This window comes from Microbulbifer sp. CNSA002, from assembly GCF_047324085.1.
GTDB lineage: Bacteria > Pseudomonadota > Gammaproteobacteria > Pseudomonadales > Cellvibrionaceae > Microbulbifer.
The window spans coordinates 2691651-2715903 of sequence record NZ_CP172449.1 but is presented as its reverse complement, the minus strand read 5'-3'; the positions used below and the strand labels follow the sequence as shown (position 1 = coordinate 2715903).

14 protein-coding genes are annotated in these 24253 nt (G+C 42.0%); 9 read left to right on the top strand and 5 right to left on the bottom strand.

Features of this window, described 5'->3' with window-relative positions; genetic code table 11:
- Positions 1-591 precede the first annotated feature (591 nt).
- Positions 592-2502 carry a histidine kinase gene (locus tag ACG1BZ_RS12205; protein ID WP_413662035.1) on the bottom strand — a complete coding sequence of 637 codons (1911 nt, stop codon included), beginning with the start codon at positions 2500-2502 and terminating at the stop codon, positions 592-594.
- Between the two features lie 1124 nt (positions 2503-3626).
- Here ACG1BZ_RS12205 and ACG1BZ_RS12200 point away from each other — a divergent pair.
- Positions 3627-5615 (top strand): histidine kinase, encoded by a 1989-nt coding sequence (locus ACG1BZ_RS12200; protein WP_413662034.1) that lies wholly within the window; start codon positions 3627-3629, stop codon positions 5613-5615.
- Between the two features lie 422 nt (positions 5616-6037).
- On the opposite strand, the gene ACG1BZ_RS12195 is transcribed toward ACG1BZ_RS12200, so the two are convergent.
- Both ACG1BZ_RS12195 and ACG1BZ_RS12190 read right to left on the bottom strand, forming a co-directional pair.
- The gene (locus tag ACG1BZ_RS12195; RefSeq protein ID WP_413662033.1) at positions 6038-6844 is read right to left on the bottom strand and encodes a hypothetical protein; all 807 of its coding nucleotides are present in this window, start codon (positions 6842-6844) and stop codon (positions 6038-6040) included.
- A gap of 128 nt (positions 6845-6972) precedes the next feature.
- On the bottom strand, positions 6973-7332 hold the full coding sequence (locus ACG1BZ_RS12190; protein WP_413662032.1) for a hypothetical protein: 360 nt from the start codon (positions 7330-7332) through the stop codon (positions 6973-6975).
- Positions 7333-8839: 1507 nt separating this feature from the next.
- Here ACG1BZ_RS12190 and ACG1BZ_RS12185 point away from each other — a divergent pair.
- The 6 genes from ACG1BZ_RS12185 (at position 8840) to ACG1BZ_RS12160 (ending at position 15357) form a co-directional block, all read left to right on the top strand.
- Positions 8840-10111, top strand: a complete 1272-nt coding sequence (locus ACG1BZ_RS12185; protein WP_413662031.1) for a hypothetical protein — start codon at positions 8840-8842, stop codon at positions 10109-10111.
- Positions 10112-10146: 35 nt separating this feature from the next.
- Entirely contained in the window at positions 10147-10455 is a 309-nt protein-coding gene (locus ACG1BZ_RS12180; protein ID WP_413662030.1) for a hypothetical protein, read from the top strand.
- Between the two features lie 13 nt (positions 10456-10468).
- The gene (locus ACG1BZ_RS12175) at positions 10469-10999 is read left to right on the top strand and encodes a SycD/LcrH family type III secretion system chaperone (protein WP_413662029.1); all 531 of its coding nucleotides are present in this window, start codon (positions 10469-10471) and stop codon (positions 10997-10999) included.
- Positions 10986-12209, top strand: coding sequence for a type III secretion system translocon subunit SctE (sctE, locus tag ACG1BZ_RS12170; RefSeq protein ID WP_413662028.1), 1224 nt, complete (start codon positions 10986-10988; stop codon positions 12207-12209). Before ACG1BZ_RS12175 ends, sctE begins: the two co-directional genes overlap by 14 nt.
- Positions 12210-12568: 359 nt before the next feature.
- Positions 12569-13438: a helix-turn-helix transcriptional regulator gene (locus ACG1BZ_RS12165; protein ID WP_413662027.1), complete on the top strand. Its 870-nt coding sequence runs from the start codon at positions 12569-12571 to the stop codon at positions 13436-13438.
- Between the two features lie 1229 nt (positions 13439-14667).
- Positions 14668-15357 (top strand): hypothetical protein, encoded by a 690-nt coding sequence (locus ACG1BZ_RS12160; RefSeq protein ID WP_413662026.1) that lies wholly within the window; start codon positions 14668-14670, stop codon positions 15355-15357.
- A 637-nt stretch (positions 15358-15994) separates the two neighbouring features.
- On the opposite strand, the gene ACG1BZ_RS12155 is transcribed toward ACG1BZ_RS12160, so the two are convergent.
- A complete protein-coding gene (locus ACG1BZ_RS12155; RefSeq protein WP_413662025.1) occupies positions 15995-16981 on the bottom strand; it encodes a hypothetical protein in 987 nt (328 codons plus the stop codon).
- A 617-nt stretch (positions 16982-17598) separates the two neighbouring features.
- Between ACG1BZ_RS12155 and ispG the strand changes: the two genes are divergently transcribed.
- Both ispG and ACG1BZ_RS12145 read left to right on the top strand, forming a co-directional pair.
- Positions 17599-18711, top strand: a complete 1113-nt coding sequence (gene ispG / locus ACG1BZ_RS12150; RefSeq protein WP_413662024.1) for a flavodoxin-dependent (E)-4-hydroxy-3-methylbut-2-enyl-diphosphate synthase — start codon at positions 17599-17601, stop codon at positions 18709-18711.
- A 1118-nt stretch (positions 18712-19829) separates the two neighbouring features.
- Positions 19830-21419 carry an alpha/beta fold hydrolase gene (locus tag ACG1BZ_RS12145; RefSeq protein WP_413662023.1) on the top strand — a complete coding sequence of 530 codons (1590 nt, stop codon included), beginning with the start codon at positions 19830-19832 and terminating at the stop codon, positions 21417-21419.
- A gap of 1138 nt (positions 21420-22557) precedes the next feature.
- On the opposite strand, the gene ACG1BZ_RS12140 is transcribed toward ACG1BZ_RS12145, so the two are convergent.
- Entirely contained in the window at positions 22558-22920 is a 363-nt protein-coding gene (locus ACG1BZ_RS12140; protein ID WP_413662022.1) for a hypothetical protein, read from the bottom strand.
- Positions 22921-24253: the final 1333 nt, after the last annotated feature.

The following is a 24253-nucleotide window of genomic DNA, read 5'->3' as shown; positions in this document are numbered from 1 at the left end:
GGGCTGCTTAAACGAAATGTGAAAAATTGGGACTTACTAAAAGTGTTTTCTCAGGCGTACTCTCTTGTTGTAGTTTATTTAAAATTTACTCGCATACATCGAATTGAAGTATTTGCTTTTAGGAATTTTTTGTAATACAAAAATTATATTGAGGCCGATGCCCAGTATGAAAATAGTTAATTATTTCAGCTTAGGACTCTTTATATGTTCAAGCAGCAAATAGCTATAGCAGTTAGCCGCTTTCGACAATAATGAAGGCTCGATATTCAGCGAAAACAGAAATCGTGAAATTGCAGCTCTATTGAGAGACACGTTCAGTTTTAAGGAATCAGTGATGAGATAACTGAAGATCGGCTTGGTGTGCCCTTCTTCTGTACAGCGATTGTGAGTGCACTTTAATTTGAGGGTGTGTCCAAGGGAGACTCTAGGTCTCCCTGCTATTCAGGTGAGCAGCTCAGCGCTTAGGGGCCGACATTCGATCAATTCGGCAGCTCTATTGGTTCGCATTTTAACGCTAAGGTTGGAAGCCAATATTAGTTGAGCTTTGATGCATCCGAGCCCCGCTTCTTCTTAAGATACGATGTGCAAAATTTAGTAAACATAAATTGCGCCGGAACTTTCCGCGCTATTGTCGTTCTGATCGCCATTAACACCGATAGCACTGCTGTCCTCAGAGTCAGCCACTACAGCCAGGGTATTGCCATCGGCACTGAGGATGACAGAGCTACCGAAGAAATCAAGAGCTTCGGTATTGCTCGCTTTTAGGTAGGCCTGTTGTACCCAAGCTTCATTCACACGGGTAAGCACGTAGGCGGCACCTGCGAATCTGGCTTCATTATTGAGCTGATCGCCATTAACTCCGCTAGCGATACTCTCTTCACGGTCAGCTCCTACAGCCAGGGTATTGCCATCGGCGCTAATGCTGATGGAACCACCGAAGGAGTCACCAAAGCCTAAATTAGTTTCCTCAGTATTGCTGGCTTTAAGATAGGCTTGCTGTGCCCAGGCGTCATTCACTCGGGTAAACACATAGACCGCGCCGCTATCGATGGCGCTATTATCGGTCTGATCACCATCAATACCGATAGCGTTGCTATCTTCGAAAAAAGCCCCCACAGCCAGGGTGTGGCCATCGGCACTGAGGCTTACAGATGTACCGAAGAAATCACGAGCATCGGTATTGCTCGCTTTAACGTAGGCCTGCTGTACCCAGGCCCCCTCACTTTGGCTAAAAACATAGACCGCACCTGCTGCGCTGGCGCTATTATCGGATTGATCGCCATTAATGTCGCTAGAGCTGCTACTCTCGTGATTTGCCCCCACAGCTAGGGTTTGACCATCGGCACTGAGGCTTACAGTGGCGCCGAAGAAGTCACCAAGATCGGTATTACTGGCTTTGATATAGGCCTGCTGTAGCCAGGCTTCATCCTCACGGGAAAAGACATAGACGGCACCAGAGTTTTCGGCGCTATTATCATCCTGTTCGCCGTTAGCACCGGTAGCACCGCTGTCTTCGAAATCAGCGCCTACAGCCAGGGTGTCGCCATCGGCACTGAGACTTACGGAGGTACCGAAACGATCAAAAGTATCGGCGTTGCTGGCCTTGAGGTAAGCCTGCTGTGTCCAGACTTCGTCCTCTTGGGTGAATATATAAACTGCGCCTGCATAATCGGCGCCATTCTCCGATTGATCGCTAGCAAATCCGAGAATGCCAAAGTCTCCGGCATTAGCCCCCACAGCCAAGGTGCGACCGTCGTCACTGAGGCTGACGGAGCTACCGAACTGATCACCAGCATTAGTATTACTAGACTTGAGGTAAGCCTGTTGCTCCCAGGCGCCATTTACTCGAGTAAACACATAGACTGCGCCCGAATCCTTGGCGCTATTATCGGATTGGTCGCCATTGGTACCGGTAGCGCCACTGTCTTCGCGATCAGCCCCTACGGCCAGGATAAGGCCATCGGCGCTTAGGCTGATAGAGAATCCAAAAGCGTCACGTGGATCGGTATTGCTGGCTTTAAAGTAGCCAATGCTCGCTACTAGGCTGTCGCTGACAGAGAGTAGGTCTGAGTCACTACACTGTTCTTTCTCTCCGTCGCTGTTACAAGCCCTCAGTAGATATTGTGCATTGGTGCGGGCGAAGAGGGGAACTTCCAAAGCCAGGGTTCCGTTGCCCTGGGGGATATTCTCAGCGACCGGGCTAAAGCCTGAACTCCCATCGGGGTTTTCCAGCAGGTGGTAATGGGTAGCCCCTTCCGCGTCGGTCCAATCAAAGCGGAAAATCTTGGCCGCCTCGAAGCTCAGGGTGAAATCCTGCACTATGCCAGGGGCGGCAGGTGGATCTTCCGCAGGTGGATCTTCCGCAGGTGGATCTTCTGCAGGCGACTCTGTTGCAGCCGGTTCTTCGTCGACAGTCTCTTTATCACTGGAACCTCCGCTACATCCAGAAAGGATCGAGAGAAGCAGCAGCATTAGTAGAACTTTGTAATATTGAATGGTCATTTTTGTTGGCTATTCGGAGTGGATTAGAAAAGTTGATTATCCTAATAGCCGATTTATTTTCTTTAATTTTCGGGCTTCTATTTTTAGGTTTTAGGCATTATTAGCGAGTAGTTGGTGCTGCTATCACGAGAGGAGTTTAATTGATAAAGCTGCGTGGTGATGTAAGTTGAACCAAACTGTTGCGTTAATAGGTTTGTCGCCTTGAGGAAGTGCCCTTTTCAGCTTTGCTGACGTGCAGTGTTTCGAAGCCAGGTAGCTGATAAAGTTGCGATTGTTGGTATTTGTAAATTTAAGAATAGGGTGGGAGGGATAAAATCCTAGGGAGTCTCTGAATAACTCCGTGATACCTCTGGCATGCAGAGCGGTTCACAATCAAGGCGCGGCTTCGCAGGAATGTCTAGACCTTTCAAGAAGTCGCAACGCGGAGTGTGAATCGCTCTGCAAGCCCCGAAGGGCGGGCCTTGAAGGCCACAGCTGCTGCGTTGCAGCTCTTGCAAAGGGCTACGGCCATTCGCGGCAAGCTGCGCCTTACATCTGCACCCTTCAAGACCCGCAGAGGCATTTCGGAGTTATTCAGAGGCTCCCTAGCAAGCCGAAATCCGGATTTGTTGCAATATAGGCACCTCGCTAGCCTGGCAGATGAGAGTTACTAATTATAATCATGGTTATGGCTGTTTCTTTTGGAAAAATACAGGCAAGTTATCTAGAGTAAACCCCTCCATCCATAGCTGAAATGTATCAGCTGCGAAAGATTACCTCGCCCCGAATTAACCTTCTATATCTTTTAAGAGCCGGTCTTAATACTAAGAAGCCTCTTAATTATTTTGGAGTTGCTCTGCTGTAGATGTTAGTGCAGCTTGCCGTGATTACTCTCATTATCGTTCCCATAAAAATCTGGTGTAGATAAATGGCTCTATTAATCTCATTGATTGCTGATTTAAGCCTTAAAGGCGACCTTGCAGACTGCGCCTTTGCTGGGGGGAGATAAAAGTCTCAGCAAATGGGCTCTCAAAGTAACGATCTATTTCAGGATAGAAAATTCAACAAAAAAAAGCCCAAAAGCTAAAGAGAGAAGATGGGAGAAACCAGATAATGCCGGCATATGGTGAAATCTACAAGAGTTTATGAAAGTGATCATTCAGGCATATAAGGCCATTATTATGGCTGTATTTCTCTCCACCCTTGCTGGCTGTGATGGCGGGTCTAATAAAGACGATACTAGTGGCGAGGATACTGCTGTCGCAGAGTCACCTGCAGAAGACCCACCCGCAGAAGACCCACCTGCAGAAGAGCCGCCCGCTGCCCCTGGAGCAGTTCAGGATTTCACTCTAAGCTTCGAGGCGACCAAGATATTCCGCTTTGATTGGATCGATGCGGAAGGGGCCACCCATTACCATTTGCTGGAAAATCCTGACGGGGTTTCCGGTTTCACACGTTTAGTCGAGGATATTCCCCTGGGTAGTGAGACCCTTGCAGTGCAAGTGCCTCTGCACGCCCGAACAAATGCGCAATATATTCTGCAAGCTTGTAACAAAGCGGGGGAGCAAGATCTTTGCACTGATTCAGACCCCCTCTCTGTGAACGACACCTTGGTGGAGAGCATTGGTTACTTTAAGGCCAGTAATACCGGCGCTGGCGATATCTTCGGAGTATCAGTCGCTATCAGTGCTGATGGCCACACCTTGGCAGTAGGCGCTATCAGGGAGCAAAGCGATGCGGTCGGTATCAATGGCGACCAGGACAACGATGATGGCATCGGCCCGGCCGGTGCGGTCTATGTGTTTGTACGGATAGATAATAGATGGGTACAAGAGGCCTATATCAAGGCCAGTAATAACAATGGAGGGAATCTTTTCGGTGTTGTCGCTCTGAGTGGAGACGGCAATACTTTAGCCGTTGGTGCACCCTCTGAGAGCAGTAGCACAACAGGAATCAATGGCGATCAAGATAATACAGATGCTACAAGTTCCGGTGCTGTCTATACCTTTACACGTACAGATGGCAACTGGACGCAAGATGCTTATATCAAAGCGAGTAATACAGGTTCCTATGATAGGTTTGGTCGCTCTTTAAGTCTCAGTGATGACGGCCGCATTCTAGCGGTAGGTGCACCCTATGAAGATGGTGGTGCTACTGGTATCAATGGTGATCAAACCGATCCCACTGTTATTCTGACACTCCCTGGCGAAGGTGGTACTTTGCTGGTAGATGCTAGTGGTGATGGTAATAATGAGGATCAGGGAACTAGTGATACTTCGGACTCAGGAGCGGTCTATGTTTTTTCCCATGTTGATGGCTCCTGGGTACAGGAAGCGTATGTTAAAGCGAGCAATACCGGCGCCAATGATGAATTCGGAATTGCCGTCAGCCTGAGCGGCGATGGTTCTACGATGGCCGTTGGCGCAATTGGAGAGGGCAGTAGTGCTATCGGTATTGATGGTGAGCAAAGTAATAATGACGCCGGACAGGCTGGCGCTTGTTATGTTTTCTCCCGTACGGATGGTAATTGGGCACAGCAGGCGTATATTAAAGCCAGCAACACTGATTCAGAGGATTTTTTCGGCCAATCGGTTACCCTAAGCGCTAGTGGTGATATTTTGGCTGTTGGTGCCAACAGTGAAGACAGTAATGCAGTAGGCACTGATGGCGATCAAAGCAATGATGAAGCCAAAGACTCTGGTGCTGCTTATGTCTTTGCTCGCACAGATAATAGATGGGCGCAGCAGGCCTACCTCAAGGCCAGTAATTCAGATGCCTCTGACGCTTTTGGTGAGTCTGTAAGCTTGGCTGCCGATGGTCGAACTCTGGTAGTGGGGGCACCTAAAGAGGACAGCAGCGCAAAGGGAATAGGGGGAGACCAAAATAATAACAATGTTGAAAATGCTGGTGCAGCTTATATGTTTACTCAGGTTGATGGGACCTGGTTGCAAAAAGCCTATTTAAAAGCAAATAATAGCGATGTAGATGATAACTTCGGATATTCCACCAAACTCAGTGCGGATGGATATACTCTAGTCGTAGGTGCAACAAATGAAAGCAGTAGCTCTACCGGGATTAATAGTGAGCCTGATAATAACCAAGCTGAACTTTCCGGCGCGGTTTACATGTACTGATTGGAGTTTAACATTCGGTAAAATCCCATTTTATCTATTTGAAAGGGGTTTTTGTGGAGCTTACATAGTCAATTGGACTCCAGGGGCTTTCAAAAATTATTGCATTCTTAGAGCTCACTGATAAATATGGCTATCTAAGCAGTCCCAACCTAAAGTGTGGCATCACAGTCAAGCACAGATCTTTCAATAGGTCGCAAGGCAGAGCGTGAATCGCTCTGTCTTATTGGGCTCACTTGAAATAAAGTTTACAAAAGAACCCATCTTATTGACTCGCTGCATATCCTTCGTTGGTAAAACCACTGCGACAAGTCCCTTGCCTTCCTAAAACCCCTGATAAGTATTATCATAGTCCTGATAGGCACGTAGGAATGTGGTTTTATGAGTTAACACTTGGTTTCATGAAATCGACACCAAAATCTGATCTAAATCGCTCTTGTAAACGTGATGAGATCTCTCACACCCTGGTGATCCATATTTTGTAAAATCCAGTCTCCTAGGCCATTACGTAATTTCAAAACCTGATCTTCAGGTTCTTCTCTCGCCTTACATACGGCAGAGAATAAACAGTTTCCGTCCGCATCGACATCAACTAGCTGTAGAGATTTTGATTTAAACAGTTGATTAAGCTGCTTGGGATCGGTTGTTTTATTTTCTATCAATTGGAAGTGGTCATCCTTAAGCAATAAGTTAATTGTTTGTGAATCATTATTACTATACTCGTTGCCGAACTTCTGAGTAGTATTCATATTTGCGCAGACTACATTGATTGGGACCTTAAGGAAATGAGAAAGTAATCCTGGAAATAGATCTCCACTTTTCCCAGCCCAAGCTCCATCAGTTTTGATATAGGTCACGAGATTTTGAATCCATTCTTCCTGTGATAATTCAGGATTATCAATCCACTCCGCGTCAGATAATCCGCAATTCTGATCAATCGTCTGAAATACCGAATGTGGTTGCCCTTTTGCAGGAGTGTTAGGCCAATTGGGTCTGGTAAGAGCCTCCCCTTTACATATTGAATTTGGGAGTTGAGCCTCGAAAGTGTCTGATAGTTTGTAATTTTCCTGCTGTGGCGACAAAATATATTTTGAAGCCTTATAAGCCATGTGGGCTAGCATTTTAGTCTTTTGGAAACTGCTGGAAATTTTTGAGGTTGACTCACCCACATCAGTTTTTTGGATCTTATTAATTGTTGGTAACTTAGGTATTTTAAAAGAAAAAAATGACACGGTTAAAATCCCAGGAAGTTCATTGATGGAATATGGAGGTGAGCTGATTATAATATCTGCAGCATGACAAATTCAAAATTTCAATTGAAAATAGTGGATGAAAGTGCTTAAGCTTTTAATCAATCCATCTATATTTCAGCTAGTGTTTTCTCCGCTCTTTGTATGGCCGTGTTAACAATATTTATTTTCTGATCAATACTTGCAGAGCGATCGTCTCCTATGACTTGGGTAAGGTAATCCATAAGGTCAATAAAAGTCTGTTTAAGGGGGGCTGAATTCATGGTGGGATCTATGTTGTTGATAGACTTTGGGGCATCTGCAAATATATCTCTTGTGCTGCCGTTAACCGTAGTCTGAGAACATTCTTGCAGGTGAGTAGAGTTGCTTACATTTGCCTGAGAGAGTTTTAAAGAGACTTGCGTGTTATCAATGTCTGGATTTTCTCCGATTAAATCACTATTATCTTTTGTGGTTGCAATTTTAGACATATTAAAAATTATTAACCTCAGTACGCTGTTTAATATTGACAAATGTCAGTTTTTTAGATGTGTTTCGGTTTAAGCGGAAATACCTTCTTGATCCCTACTAAACACAAATACATTTTCAAGTCGACCAATCGCAATTTATAGCTAGATACCACTTAAGTCTTCCCATTATATTTATACAGCTTTAGCTGAATAACCCAGATTATTATCTAAGGTTAGCGTGTTTAAAAGTGAATCGCTTTAGATTTTAGCTTCTTTTTTTGATTATTAGTCATTTTTTGTTGTGGTAGCTGTTAGGTGAAGAATCTCTTCCACAAAGAGGTAAGACGGATGCCTAACCATATGATTCCAGTAAATAGTGAGCACAGCATTCAAGGAAAATCTTGTGCTTCCTATAGGTTTCCCACAGAATATTTGAAGCCTCCAACGGCATTGATGATTTTGGGGGTATAGTAAATGGGGCAGGTGGCTTCTTTTGACTTTAGTGGCGAAGGACAAGAAAAGCCCACGCTTGAGCCAGGCTGGGAATAGATTCCTCTATGTTCGTAAATATATACGGTCCCGATTGGGGTCTACTCTTTCCTTCCACACATTTAATGTGACTCTACTATCCTCTCGCACGGCGATGAGCTTTTATCTTTAAGTTTTATAGATCAAGCTTGCTAATTATAAATCCCTAAGAGGAATATCCAGATTTTAAGTGGAAGACTTAATACATATCGGTCTACAGGCTATGTGAATAGAGTGGCCGGCCTCAGATAAGGGTAGGGGAAGAGAGGTGAGTGTTGAATCTACTTTAAGAAGATTTTTGATCCATATCTAAACATATATGGAGCTCAAGGTACATTTGGTTTCATATGTAACTTTAATTGATGCTGATACCTTTAGAGTGTGCCAACTCTACAACCGCTTGATATATATCAAATTTCATCAAAATTTTGAGCTAGAAGAGTTCAAACGGTGGTTCAAACGGTAGTCGTATTTAATAGTCTCGACTGTTGGGGTTACCGCTTATATCTAGTGGTGCTGAAGTGAATAACCATAGGTTGCTTGATGGATAATTCTACCTTATGGGCTGGAAATAGAAGTTTAAACTTAGTTTTACCCCCTGGGCAGCTTAAAAGTTTGTGGAGTAGCGCGCTGTATGCCGATGCGGGTAGGCTAAAAGCCAATCAATCTAATAACTATCGTACAGCAAGGTTCAAACCTTTGGGCCTGGATTGCAAGCTATGCTCGCAGTTGTAATGAAACCTAAGTGGTCTGGTCGATTACCATAGTTCAAGATAATGCGGTTAACGATTTACAAAAAAATGCCTGAAATCAAAAAAAAACCATGAGAAATCTAAAGCGATAAGTTTATAGCTACGTACTATTGATGCTAGATCAGATAGTAATTGATAGTTGGGAAGGTGGCTCTCTAATAGAGTCCAGTGCTGTTGAGCTTGGCGGATACATAAATTTACTGATCATGCTGAAAATTGCCTGGGTATAAATAAGAAAGGAAAATGAGATGGAAGATAGTCTGGTGTCAGTAAACTCGATTATTCCCAGCAGTACTTTATCGAGTGATTCACTGACAAAAACTGTCAGTAATTCAGCTGTAAATGTAGGTGGCTCTGATTCATGGATGTTTGGGTCCTCTAACTTGCGCTTAGATGATAACGGGGAGATCAGACTTGCTACAACAGAAGAGCTTCTGAGTGAGACGAGAAGTTCTCCGTCAGCAATGGTTCAGGTGCTCTCAACTGGAGCGGACTTGTTACGCTTTGATGCGAATGGCTATTACCAGGAAGAGGTTGATGCAATTGCAGCATTGCATGCCCAATCGGACAAAACTCCCGAGGAAATAGCGAATGATGTTCAGCAAGCTACGGTAGCTTTGCGCAATAAGATGAGAGAAGACATTAAATACGGTGTATTTACCGTTAATGATTCTGGTCAGGTGTTCCACAACGGAGTAGAGATTCCGCCGGAAAGTGTTGGCTTTGAACTCAATGCACTACTGATAGAGTCACTTACTGACAAAGTCTCAGAGCTCACTGCACTAAAAAGTCAGATTGTATCTGTCGACGGGTGGCTTCAGGAGGCACTTGCTGAAAGTGGTGAAGATGAGATAACAGCCACCTATGAGTTCATGCAAAGGATATATGTTGAAGAAAAACGGACATGGGAGAATGGAACACAGGTTCCGGGGGCTGGTGATTGGGAGCGATCAGAAGTAATAATGGCATCGGAGTCGATGTGTGTATATAAAGTAGCAGACGGCAGAACAGATTTTGATGACTTTGCTCTCGACAACTTTCCAGAATTATTCGATAACTTACACACCGATAGACCCGGTGAAGCATTGATGGATGAACTATGGTACGACTATGAGCAGCTAATGTCCGATTCAGATTTAAATCTACCAGCCTGGTGGACTGAAGGAGAAGGCTCAGAATTTTTTTCTAGTGATATGATAAGAGGTGAGGATTTATTGGCCGAGGCAAACATTGCCAATAAAAACCTTTACTGGGAGACAAGGGATGACGGCCTTGCTGGTGGATATAAGTATCGATGCTGGGTGCAGACCTCAACCTTTGATAGACGAGTACTAAATTCCACCTCATTTTCGGCGGCAAAAGAAAATATCAATTCGCGAGTGTCAACTCTGTCAACTTTAACCGAACAGTTGGGCACAAACATGACTGTTGATAACACCAGATTCAATAACCTAATAGAGGCAATGAACAACTACAATAAATCTGTACTAGATTCATTGAAGAGGTTTTCTGTAATTTAAGCATGCTGAGAATGATATTCCTAAGGTGAAAGAAAGTGTCTTTTAATAAAAGCCCTAAGAGCAAAGTAAAGTTTGAATCAGAGGCAGGACTACATCGTTGCCAGCAAATATTAAGTGAAGTAAAAAACGCGATAAATTATAGTGATCTCCTTGAAGCCGGATTAACACGTTCGTTAGGGTGTTCCCGCCATCAATGGGCGCAGAGAATACGGGATACTTATGGTGAGCCAGGCCTAGACGAGAAGCATATAGCAAGAAAGTTAGTGGAAGAGCATATATATAAGAAGGATCCGGAATCAATCGTTCCAAAGCCGAGAACCTTTGTTGTAGCTAATCCAGTATAAATAGAGCAAGCAGATGTTACAGCAAAGTAAAGTCCCATCTTTGTTAGACGAAATATCCACGAAAGATTGGAATAACTTTTTGGAGCAAGGTGGAACGCTAGCAGACGCTCTTGAGATGACTCGTGAAGAGCTTAAAACAATATATGCCCTAGCTTATCAGAAATATCAAAATTGTAACTATCAAGAAGCACTACCTCTTTTCCAGCTTCTATGCCAATGTAATCATATGGAGTCTAAGTATTTACTAGGGCTAGGAGCCACTAGGCAGGCTTTATCTCAGTTTGAATTAGCTGGTGAAGCATATAGCCTGGCCGCAATCTTAAATCCATTCGACCCAAGACCTTCATTCCATGCGGCTGAGTGTCATTTGGCGTTGGAGAATTGGATGCAGGCTGGCAGTGGTTTTGAAATGACAATGTTGAGGTGTGAGGGTAAGCCTGAATTTGAAACCTTGAATAAAAGAGCTGTGAAAAAATTTTCTTCTGTTAAGGAGAAGTTAGGGATAGAAGATAGCAAAGAGGAAAAAAATAATGATACTAAATAATATAAATCCACAAGTTCTCAATAAAGGCAGTCAGAGTACAAGCGTTCAGGATTTGTCACAACAGAGCTTGGAGATTGCACAGCGTGAAAAATCAAAGCTAGAAATGGGGGCCTTGGCGCCTATTGCTAGGAGTGCTGTAGTTGGTAATTCTCAACAAGTCGAACTGGATATTCCAGATTCAGACGAGGACAAAGGTAGTTTTTATTCAACATTAACCGATGCACTATCAAGATTGGCGGGGCTGATGGGAGACATGGCGGACACCGTCCAGTTCGAACTCCAGTTTAAACGACAGGAAATTAAGAGAGTTCTTGAAGAGAAACTGAGAGACATCAAAGAAAATGCTGAGCTTGAGCAGGAACGAAAGAAAAACGAAGAAGAACTAGCAAGGCAAAAGAAAATACTAAAAATATGTGGGGCTGTATGTAATTTTTTCATGGGTGCTGCGGAAATGGTTGCCGGTGCTTGTATGGTTGTAGCTGGCGTTGTCAGCTTAAATCCTGCGCTGATAGCTGGAGGTGTTTGCCTAGCTGCAGCGGGTGCAGTGGAAGTTACTGAGGGGGCGGTAAGGCTAGCCAATGGTAGCGAAGAGATGATCTCTCGCCTGTCAAACGCTTCTACAGGCCTAATGGTTGCAGGTGTCGCTCTTGTAACATTCGGTGCGGCGGCACCGGCTGCTAGTGCTATGGTTGGTGCCAAAAAGGGTATTAAAGAGGGGGCTGAAAAAGGTGTTGAATCAGCAGTTAAGAAGGGAGTAAAAGAGGGCGCTGAAAAAGGAGCCACGGAAGCAGCAGAAAAAACGGGCAAGCAGAGCATTGAAAAAAGTGCTAAAGAGTCTGTGCAGGACACTGCCGAGGAAGCTGGTAAAACAATGGCTGAAAAATTTCGGGATAGAGGAATACAAGTAGCTGCTACCTCAGGTTCTATTGCTGTTGCTGGAAATGGAGCGAAAGAGATTTATGCTGCCATAAAACAAAAGGGGTATGAGCAACGGGAAGCAGAATTAGATAATGAGATAAAAGCTTTACAAGCGCGCCTAGAAGGTATTGAAGCAAAACAGGAGTTTATCAATAAGCTTATCCAGCTGTTGCAAGAGCAGTGGACAAGGGCAATTATTAGCCCGGTTCAGGATGCGGTGAAAGTTTTAAATAATGCAATTCAAGATCGCGCTGGTGTTAACATGCGGATTGCTGCCAGTCATGGCGTTTGAGGAATTAAAAGAGCGCGCTATGTGGGATTTTTAGGGCGAATCATAGACTCAGCTGAATGTAAGATTAGGTAACAAATAGATTAGGTAAGTGTTCCTGTAACCCTAAGTAAGATCCACTGCTCATGTGTATCCCTTTATTGGAGAAAGTAATAGATCAGTGGTTGAATGAGAAGTTAACACAGCGATTACAGTTTAAATATATGTTTCTTTTCAGGCTTGCTCATTCTTAGTTTATAAGCGTGTTTTGTGCTATAGGCGATCGCTGAGTTAATGGAAGCAAGTGTGAGCATAAATAGATAGTGGTTTAGTAATAAACAGTGGAAAACAACAATACTTCCTCTTGTGGGAGGCAGAATAACTTGACATATAATGAAGCAGTTGTAGAGTGCCAACATTGTGGTGATTTATTTGAGTTGAAGACTCTGTTATTACCATCTGGCCACTCTATTTCCTTCACATTTTCACCATTTGTTAATCTGGTCATGATGGTAACGGGTTCTGCAAACATTATATCGTATCAATCGAGTTTTGAATTGACGATGGGGCAGGTATGGTTGGCTGGCTCAGAAGAAGAATATAAGTTGAGTAATAATGGAGGCGATCAGGAAGCGGTGTTAATATGCGTTGGAATCCGGGAGGCAATGCTAGCGCGATTTTATGAACGGCACGACAATGCACTACTTCGAAAAACGCAAGCGTTGAATGTTGTGAAATCCATGCTTCCAAGAGGAAAAGCACCAATTGTCTTTCCGAGTTGTGATCTAACTAAGCTAACTTTAGATTCATTTCAATTATTTAGGCAGCTGGGAGACGATCGGTTAAATGCCTTGAAACTGGAAGAGTTACTTCTCCTGAAATTAAAAGGTGATCACGGACAAATACTTGCTAGCGAACTCCTAAATCGGGTTAATCCTGCTCAGGAAAAATTCAGACGTTTTATGGAGGCGAATGTTACTAAGAATTGGACTATTGCTACATATGCAGAACATATGGGTATGAGTCTGACTTCTTTTAAAGATATGTTTGGGCAGGTATTTAAAGAATCATCCCCGAAAATGTGGATTAATGAACGGCGACTTCGCCATGCAGATATACAATTACGCACATCAAGTAGGCGACTTATAGATATTGCTGTAGAAAGCGGCTTTTCGAGCCAGTCATATTTCACACAGCTTTATAAGTCGAAATATGGTATTGCCCCTTCGGAAGCGAGGCAAAAGAGAATTTAGATGATTTCTGAAAATTTTCAAGGTGCTTCCGATACTCGAGGTGATCCAGAATCAGTATACCAGTTCGCGGGAGCATTTAGATTCTGCAAAGGACTGTAAGGTCGAGGGTAAATTACTCTGAAAACCTAACTACGGGGGGCTTGAAGCCCTCAGTTCATGTATGGAACAGCCCAAGTCAATCGCTGCTAACTGTGCCTTTAGCCTACAACTTTGACCTGCAGAATTGTTGAGAGGCCCATTAAGGTGAGTATCCGCTCTACCATCAAAAATTCTTTAAATTCTATGGGGCGCGATAACTAGACGCAAATGCTAGTGGTATTTAAATAGTGATTAACACTACGAAAAATGATGCACGAATTCACTTTTGTCTGAGCAGAATGCAAATTAATGTGCTATATGATACTGAAGCTATGCGGAGTTTCGTCGGATAGACTTTGGGCGGTTCAATTCTAGCTACGACATCAATTCTTGGCTACCAAAGCTCATTGGGAGTCATCCAACTAAACTGAGTTTAGTACTGATCGAAAGAATCAATGGGCATCCCACAGAGAGTTTTATGGCACTGAATATGGCTGCCACTGCCAATGCCTATACTATCTTTGCTCCATTATTAACTAATAATAAACATAAAGAGTGTGACCCTAATTGCATAAAACCATACAAGTAATCGGTGGTATTTGGATATGAAAATTAATATCGGCATGAATGATACCATTGGGTTCAGCCAGACTATCGATTCAATAGATGCTTATTTTTATTACCATACTTCAATAGGTAATTTTCTATATGGAAAAAAATAGATGGGAAGGGTTTGAAATTAAAGATGTGAATTTGCATGTTGCAAAGAACTGAACTTGCTTGAAGAATCGCCAAGGCCTTACTGAACTATGAGAGGCAGATAGATTATAGGTGTAGTTTAGGGGAAGTAGAGTATCCATTCCGATATATAAAACTATCTTAGGGTCGTGAAAAGCGCCTACCTGGGTTTAGATGAAGTATTTATCGGTCCTCCCTTCTGACCACCTTAATAACTTATGAATTGGGAAAAAGTATATTCCGATATAGGGGCAGTGCACCTTAAGATTGCTAACTACGGATTTAAAGCGGTGAAAGTGGAGGTAATCAATTATGGAAAATTTATAGTCGAGCACAAAATATCTATTTGTATTTATGTGAGCTGCGATACAGTGAAATAAAATTAATTAAAACCCGCCTGGGAATATGTAAATATGAAGACTATCTATCAAGCCATAAAGACTTGTGAGAGAAGGGGCGTTGAAGAACTGCAGATCGACAAAGTTAATAAGCCGAAAAGCACTATAGGAAAAATATGTGCAAGAATAACGAACATTTTTAGTAAATTACCATCCCCTAGAAGTCACCCTCCTAAGCCAGATAGTATTACCCATTCACCTGAGGGAATGGAAGAAAAATTAATGGGGGCAAATATTCATTTTTCTGGTAAATATACAGGTGTGGCAGAGGGTGAGGTCAAGGCTCCCGATAACTTTGTGGGTAAGTGCGAAGAACATTTGAAATGCACAGAGAACCTTCTAGTTAATGATGGCATAAGGGCCTATCCGAATGTTTTATTGTCGACTTTTATGAATTTTAAAGAGAATGTAATAGAACCTTTGATATATGAGGTGGAGAAGTTAATGGAATGTAAAGAGGAATTAGGAGAAGGGCTAACTAGTGATGCAAATATTAATATAATTAATCTTAAAGGTGATATAAAGTCATTCTTAAGTAAATATAAATCAAATTCTTCGGGCAAATCAGCAGCAGATAGCTTTAAATCAAATCCTTCGGGCGAATCACCAGCAGAGATCTTTATATCAAGTATTGGACACGCAAAGAAACTTTTGGCAATTTATAAAACAATCGATGCGACTTTAAACATTGAAGAGGCTATATGAGTGGATAAATAGAATATAGTAGTCAAATACTGTGGCTCCCATTATTGAATGTAATGGGAGTTTTACTTTATAGGCTTGGTTAATTCAAGTTTTACAAGTGAATAGTATTTTCGTCATGTTGTTGTGGGAAAACAAAACGGCTGTATATGGGAAAACTTTTGAGTAGTATTTTTAATGATTGACAGACAGCCCTTAAGGTTCTGGTAGATCATTAAGGTAGGTATTTTTTAAATTCTAATATGCTTAAATGAATTTTTGTTGTCGCTCAACATTTCTGCTCTTTAGATTGATCTGCACTCAGGCAGGAATATTTCGGTGCTGTAAGAAATTAATACCTAAATTGTGAGTCTCTAAGAAAGCAAGATCTGAAGGGTGACGTTATTGTGTTACATGTCATACAAGATACAGTTGGCCCTCTAGATTCGGCATACCTAGTATTTATAATCTCCAAGAGCTACAGAAATAATATCAAATTATTTATGAATATCCAAAAAATATCGATATCAGGAGGCTGAATAAAATTTAGCTTTTTACTACTTGATCAGTAGTTTATCAGAACTCCCCATATTCTGTTAATATGAGGAGTTAGCACCAAGTAATAAATATAAATAATGAACTTTGTAGGCTATAGTTCAGTTTAGAATTCAAAGGTATCTTTTTGAGGTATGTAACGATATTTCTCAGGAATTCCTAATTGATCAAAAATCATGTTAAATGCCTTTCTTCTATGTTTCCCTTCAATGCTGCTGCTATTTACTTGTTCTGGCCCACTGCCAGATTGATCTATATTGTAGTCATATCCATCCAGCACAATACTTTGGTATATTTTTTCTGTTTTAACCGATTGGGACTCAGATCCTTCAGAAATAGGGCACATCACTATATCTATGCCATCGTCTTTGTGTGGGTAGACTTCAAAAGGTAATGGTAATTTATTTCTGCTAAATATTTCCTTGTACTCATTAAGAGGAATACTGGGCACGTTCCCCTTAGATTTTCTGTAATTCACAATTTCTTGAATAGCTCTTTGTGCAGAAAGTGACATATTCGCCGGTAAATCGGTTAAAGTTATCTTTGTTTCTTTTTTAAGCTTTCTGCGTTTTGTCATAAAAGAAAGAATTGAATTTTTGTTTGGTGGGGCTTGATTCTCGCCAGGCGTTGAATCTTTTTTGTGCGATGACACTTCTTCAGAACTATTGGAAAAGTAGAAGCTTATGAGGTGATCAATTTTATTTCCAGTTTCTACACATCTATTGGTGAAATCAGATTTTATATCACATGCGCTTAGCTTGTATTTTTTTTGTGCCCATTCGATACCGCTCTCTGTGTGGGGGTAAGGGGTAGGTCGAGAAGGCGTAAAATTAAGTTTTTTTTGGAGGGTGTCTTTGTTTAAATTTACAGCTTTAGAGTTGCTAGAAATTGATTGGATATTATTGGGTCTAGAATTTATATTTGAGGTTGAAAAGGGGTTGGATAATTTTAAAAAAAAGCTTCTTGCTGTTCCACATACCGTAGAAAAAGGTCTGCATGAATTGAATCTACCAGCTGCTGCTTGAGTGTTGTGAACTTCCTGAGAGGAAGGGGAAGGCAACGACCTTGATTTGTCTATGACTGAATTTGGCATAATTAATCTCCTTTAGCATAGAGATTTTTTCTGAACGAGAGAGTTGAATATATCACTATTGGTCATATTTTTATAAATTTATTTCTGTGGTGATTGTTGGGTATCAATGTTGAAGCCTATAGCGCGGTTGCTTATTATGGCGGATATCTATATCTGGGGTTTTCGAATGATTCCGCGATGTCAAAGCGTCCATGAAAGCTGCAAACATTAGTCACAGTTCGTCTTGATTGGTCTTAACTTTTTGTAATAGCTACAAAGGGAAAGATGTAGCTTCCAAGGTCCGCTCTGCAGGGCTTTCAAAGCGATTAATGCTCCTTTTGCTAAAAAGAAGCTTATGGCTGACTGAATAACCTGATAGCTATAAGGATTTCCATGCTGTTGTTTAGGTGTTACATGAATACATGTTTGCATGCGGCGGTATCACTGTTTTATATTTTTCTAAAAAAAAATGCCTAAAATATAAAGTTGATTTGACTTTTATTGTTTAGAGTAATAGATGACTATTTATTCTTATGTGAAGCAATCATGTTTGCTGATGTTACTGTACCAAAGTACCTTCGTTTATAAATTGGTTAGTTGCTAATATTAATCTATATGTTTTTATACAGGTTAGAAAGATGAAGTTTGAATCACCTATTGTCCCACGTGTATCACGCCAAATTATGGTGGGAAATGTACCTGTTGGTGGCGGAGCCCCGATTTCTGTGCAAAGTATGACAAACACAGAAACTTGTGATGTGACAGCTACTGCCGCACAAATTCTTCGATTACAACAAGCCGGGGCAGATATCGTAAGAGTGTCTGTACCAAGTCTTGAAGCTGCTGAAGCTTTCGGTGAAATCAGGAAGAAAGTATCCATTCCACTGGTGGCAGATATTCACTTTGACTATCGAATTGCATTGCGAGTGGCAGATTTAGGTGTCGACTGCTTGCGCATTAATCCGGGTAATATTGGTCGAGAGAAACGTATCCGCGAGGTAGTTGATAAGGCGAGCGACCTAAATATTCCGATTCGTATAGGCGTTAACGCGGGGTCATTGGAAAAAGATCTTCAAAAAAAGTATGGGGAACCAACGCCGGATGCAATGGTCGAGTCAGCCCTTCGTCATGTTGAAATCCTCGATCGGCTTAACTTTCAGAATTTTAAAGTGAGCGTCAAAGCATCTGATATCTTTATGGCCACTGCTGCCTATAGAAAACTGGCTCAATTGATTGATCAACCTCTTCACCTTGGTATTACGGAAGCAGGTGGATTACGGTCGGGTACGGTTAAGTCCGCGATCGGGTTAGGAGCGCTATTATTGGATGGAATTGGTGATACCTTAAGAGTGTCGTTGGCAGCAGATCCTGTTGAAGAAGTAAAAGTTGGGTGGGATTTGTTAAAAAGTCTAAGGTTACGCTCTAAAGGCATCAATTTTATTGCGTGTCCAAGTTGTTCACGTCAAAATTTTGATGTTGTTAAAACTATGAATGAGCTTGAAGCTCGATTGGAGGATATTACGACACCATTGGATGTTGCAGTAATTGGCTGCATTGTTAATGGGCCCGGTGAGGCTAAGGAGGCAGACATCGGCTTGGCTGGTGGAACTCCGAGCCATGCAATTTATATTGATGGACTGCCAAGTAGGAAATTCAAGAATGAAAATCTTGTTGACGATTTAGAGAACTTAATTCGTGATAAGGCAAAAATGAAGGCGGAAATGGAAGACAGTATTATTGCAAAATCCTAGATACTTAGGGAGTCTCTGATAATTTCACAGCATCTATGGCGAACAATAAGTCTATAGATACTAAGTGGAGCTCACTGCGAACGGCCGTAGCCCGAGCAAGACTAAAATGAAGAATTTATGGTCTTCAAGTGCTACGCCGTGAGTTAGCAAAGCATTAATGTTCTCCAGTGGAGCCTCTTGAAAGGCCTACATTCCTTGGAAATGAGTGTCGTTGTGGAATCCAAGGATATTATGGAGTTATTCAGAGGTTCCTTAGATCTCTTACCCGATGGACCATACAAAGGGGACGATATTGACCTGAATTTATTTTCCAGTTAATGGTCAATTTTTGGTAATTTATTTTAATCATGATAATTTTAATAATACAAAATTACAAATCATTTGCGCCCCACGTCAACTGATATGCCAGACACTGATTCGGCCGGTGGGTGAATGTAAGGAAATTTTGTTAAGAGGAGCCCACTTTATAGAATTATCTCGGCTTCGGGCAGAGCTAGAGCAATATAGGTAACTTAAAGGAGCAATCAGTACTGGTTGATGTATTTCTTCAGTGGTAGCTGATTAATAAACGGAAAAGCAACGAAGAGATACAAGACGGTTGTCTATATCTGCCAATTCTAGGTCTTCGGAACACCCACGCTTTAGTTGATATTTGATGACATTCTGGTCTGGCAATAACGTTAGGCAAAATTCAGAGGCCGAACGGATTCGCACCATAGTAGAGAGACGTATATTCACAGCCATGATAGTACGGGTTTGGCAGCACTTGGCCGGAAGTGTTGATTAAATGTTAATCTAATTGGCTTGTATCATATTAATACGGCAAGTGCTAGAATTAGGGGCCAGATGGGTTCAGCTTTAGTAGGTTGGCACCCGGATCAGTGCTCCATATTTATGTCGTTATTACTTCTCACCTATACTCCTGCCTATCGGCGGCTAACCAATGTGATGGAGAATATAATATGCATATACCTTTAGCTTAATGAACTTAAATAGTTAATTAAGCCAGGGGTTTTGGTTGCAGTGTTCGGAGTTATAGTGAGTGTACTCACATTGATCTTGAAACTTCACTCATTTGGTTTAGAGCACTATTGTATTAATAAGTAAGTATTTAGGTTATGGGTATAACAATCCAATTACTTGGAGAACTGACCGTTTATCGTGATGGAGATCGGGTTAGTCTTCCCCGGTCTAAAAGGACACGCGCACTTCTCGCGTTCTTAGCGTTGGCCGCACGACCGCATCGTCGTGATCGATTATGTGAAATCTTCTGGGAGTTGCCTGATGATCCAAGAGCATCTCTTAGGTGGTCACTAAGCAAAATACGCCCTATTGTCAACACCCCCGACATAAACCGGCTGATTGCGGATCGTGAGAGGGTGAGTTTGGATACTGATGACATTCTAATTGATATTAGATCCATAGCTTGTCAGCTTGAGACCCCAGACCTATCAGTAGATGACCTAAAGGCCATCAACTCTGAACTAAAGGAGCCATTTCTTGAGGGGATAGATCTGCCTGACCAAGAGTTATTCCAGCAGTGGCTGCTTGCTGAGCGGGAGGAAGTAGGACGTTTGCGCGGTAAAATACTATCCCGCTTGTCGTCTCACCCTGAGATATCACTTCCCGACCAATTGAGATGGGCGCGCTACTGGGAAAGTCTTGAGCCATACAACTCTCTTGCTGCCACTCAGCTATTGACAAAGTTGGAGAGAATGGGGCTAACACAGGAACTGGCCAGAATAAGATCACAGTTGGCGGAAAGGTTTAGAAAGGCCGGAATTGCCTGGTCACCTTGTGCGCCAGCAGAGGAAGAGTCCGGCCTGCCTCCTGTCAATGAACAGCTTCTCGAGCGCAAACTTCTCACTAGTCAGAAGATTGAGTTTTGTACCGCTGCAGATGGTGCTCGAATCGCGTATGCAACGATAGGTAAGGGCGCCCCAATAGTAAAGGCGGCTAATTGGTTGAGCCACTTGGAGTATGACTGGGACTCTCCGATTTGGAGCCCCTTGTTTCGAGAGCTGTCTTTAGACCATAGGTTTATACGCTATGATGAGCGTGGGAATGGTCTTTCAGATTGGGATGTTGACAATATTACTTTTGAGTCATTCGTAACAGATCTTGAGACGGTTGTTGATGCCTGTGGCGTTGATAAGTTTACGTTGCTTGGTATTTCTCAAGGGGCTGCTGTATCTATCGAGTATGCCGTAAGGTATCCTGAAAAGGTAAAGCAACTTATTCTGTTTGGTGGCTACGCAGCCGGCTGGCGTATTGGAGCTACAGAGTCTGTTGTTAAAGAGCGAGAAGCGGTAATGACTCTTACGAAAGTTGGCTGGGGACAAGATAACCCTGCATACAGGCAAATTTTCTCCTCAACATTTATGCCAAGCGCTAATGCAAACGAGCTGGCCTGGTTCAACGAGTTTCAACGCCTAACAACCTCTCCAGAAAATGCAGTTCGCTTTCTTTCAGTGTTTGGTAGCATTGATGTTCGCGATCAGCTAAAGAGAATTACAGTTCCTACATTGGTTATTCACTCTCTAGGAGATCAGAGGATTCCGGTAAAGTCAGCATGCGATATTGCATCCAGCATACCTAACGCCAGCTTTGTTGGTCTAGAGAGTGATGGGCATTTATTGCTGGGACGTGAATCAGCCTCAAGGGTGTTTGTTGAGGAAGTGCGTAAATTTATCTCGAATAATAAATAAAGGGCTTTTTCCTATCAAAAATCTGAGGCCAGAAAGACTGTTGGCCCCTAGTATGTCAAATATTTGGTGCTAAAACCAAGAAGGCTATCTTTCACATGGCTAGATTTTTGCTTAAAGAAAGGTAGCTCGAAAATTAATGAGCCCATCTATAAAAGGTATGAACCTAATTCCCGAGCTTGAAGGTAGCGAATAGCTGCCTTCGCGTAATATCTAGCGCTACTATCGTGCGAATGCTTCATCAGGATGTCTTTCTGGCTTCTGTATATTTTATATTCGTCTATTTAAAATATGGCAACACTTCAGATATAGAACCCGCTCCATTTGGTCCAAAATACTTCACTGGAATACTTCCGAGGGAGGTGAATTGAGGCTTTCTTTTCTTTGATAAATACTTTTCGACTTAATTCAGCAAGCTAGTTTAGCTACTGAGTATGATCGCTGGCAGTGATCTGCAATTTAAGAAAAGCAATGCATAGTCTAAAACCATAGAAGCAATTGAAGGCTCCGATTAGCGAGAAACCGACCTTTTATAAATTCTTTATACCAGCATATTTTATAAAATAACTACTTTAATAGGGTTAAATGTTTGCAAATTTTATACTATTTGGCCGTCAAATATGCCACCTGAGATTTGAATATCATTAATTGCTATATGGTGTTCTTTTGCTGAATGGAAGTTATTGGGATTCTTGCCCTAATGCTTTCGACTCAAATTTTGAATTAAAGTCAATGAAAGAATTATCTTTGTATTGGTAATTCAACTGATGGGCCAGCTGAGTTGAAAGTGCGTCACTCAAATTCCTATCCCAAAATTTATCTTTCTTAATATTTTTTGTTAGTTGGCTGGCGGTTCTTTTAGTTGGCAATCGGCTTTTGTTCTATTAAAACCCTAAAGGATCAAAGTCAGCATTTTCAGTTGTTTAATTTTAAATATGAAATTAGATAGAGAAAGGTCAACTGAAATCAAGCTGGAAAATGACTCCTTAAGGGTGTACCTAGGATATTTATAGCAGGGGCGCTGGCATAGCTGCGCTATAATAGCCACCTAATAGCTATATGAAGTCTATAAGGGGTATAGGCAGTTAAGCTAATCTGACGCATTTGGCATATATCAAATAGGAATACCAAACCTGAGGGATCACCCACTGCCGCCTATCTTCCGTTCGGCCATTTGAATCATCATACTTATCTGCTTGATTTTCTCTGATGCAGAGGATGAATTATTTTCTGCAACTGTCACACTAAGTTGCTGTAGGAAATGAATAAAAGTTTGCTTTGGGTCGCCAAAATTTAAACGAGAATCTACATTGTCAATAGATTTAGGAGCAGGAAAAAAATTTTTTCTGAAGGTATCATCAGCATTAGGGCGCGCTGATTCTCGAATTTGAGCAAATTCGCTTGTAGTCTTTTGAGGACTCTTGTCTGAATGTAAAGCCCCTTTATTATCGGTACCTGGCGTTACAGTTGTATTTGCACCGTTCAACATAGTAATTTTAGGCATATGTAAATTAGCCCTTAATAATAATTTTCGGTGGTATCACCGAACTTTTGTTTCCATTTGTTAAGTTGGTCATGCGGGTCAAGGCTCTCCTATCTAATAGGATGTAGCTTAGAATCATCGCATTCTTAAAGACCAATCCTCTCTAGCTCTAATTTTTTAGATACTATACTGCTACTTAATTGTCATGTAGGTTTTTACTGCTTAATTGAGTAGGCTAGTAGTATTATATAAGGCTAGCTGATATGGAAGTGTTAAATTTTAGATTTTTAAGAAATTTTATAAGTATTGGTCATTTTTATCTTTAGGGTATAAATTCAGGCCTTATTTCTTTTAAATTTAGACCCCAATTGTTTCTGTATGGCTATTATCAATCGGGGATTTCTGGGGCTCAAGCATATCTTTATAGGGCAGTAAGATATGATAATTGCACCACTTTACTTCTTATTGTGATGAATCTGAGGAAGTGTAACTGTAAATTAAAATTATAAAGTGAAATTTGCTGAAATTTCCGCAGGATCTTCACGATCTAGCAGTAACACATGGAAAGATAGTGTCCGGTAGTAACTGCAAAAACCAAGCACAGTAAACACTTTAACTGATTAAATGCTCAGTTGAGCGATAATTTTGAGCCGATTTGCAATTGAGCCAAACTGTATGTCGGTATGAAATTTGATCTACTTGAGGTGGCGTCAGAAATACCGACTAAATGCAAAATTTTGAAAATAATCGTGCAGGAGTAATCGGTAACCTGGAGTGCACAAGGGTAAAGCAGTCTTTACTCACGAAGTTCTGAGTTAGCAAATAGTCGACTTCCATATCATAAAATACCTTACAGCTATCTGTTTATCGTCAGTGAATTCCAGGGCTACAGCAAGTTGACCGAAAGTGCGACTCCCCACTGGAAGGGAGTACCGCTATGTTCATCCGACATTTTTGTCTGCTATTGGGAGGGTTGGTCGTGGGTAATCGCCTCTATTGACCATCAGGTAGCTGGAAGACCCTTATGCCTTTTCGAATGTTCCTTCCCTCTAATCTACGAGTTCGACTACAGTCTTTCTATGGCGCTCTAGGTAGATATCTTTGGCTAGCTTCTCACCTTTTATGGTGCACTAAAATTGGCCATGAGCTCCACAAAAGAGCCCTGTTCATCCCTAGTGTTGACACTTGGTGGAAAATGGGTTTAGCAGTTTTGCTGAAGGTTGTTTTGCACGCTGAGCGTAAGCTTACCGCGGCATCACTCGCTAGCTATCCACCCCCTATGAGACGCGCTCCTCCTGAGACAGGGAAGGGAAGCACCTCAATTTGAACCCGGGTCTCGGACAGTGACATAGAT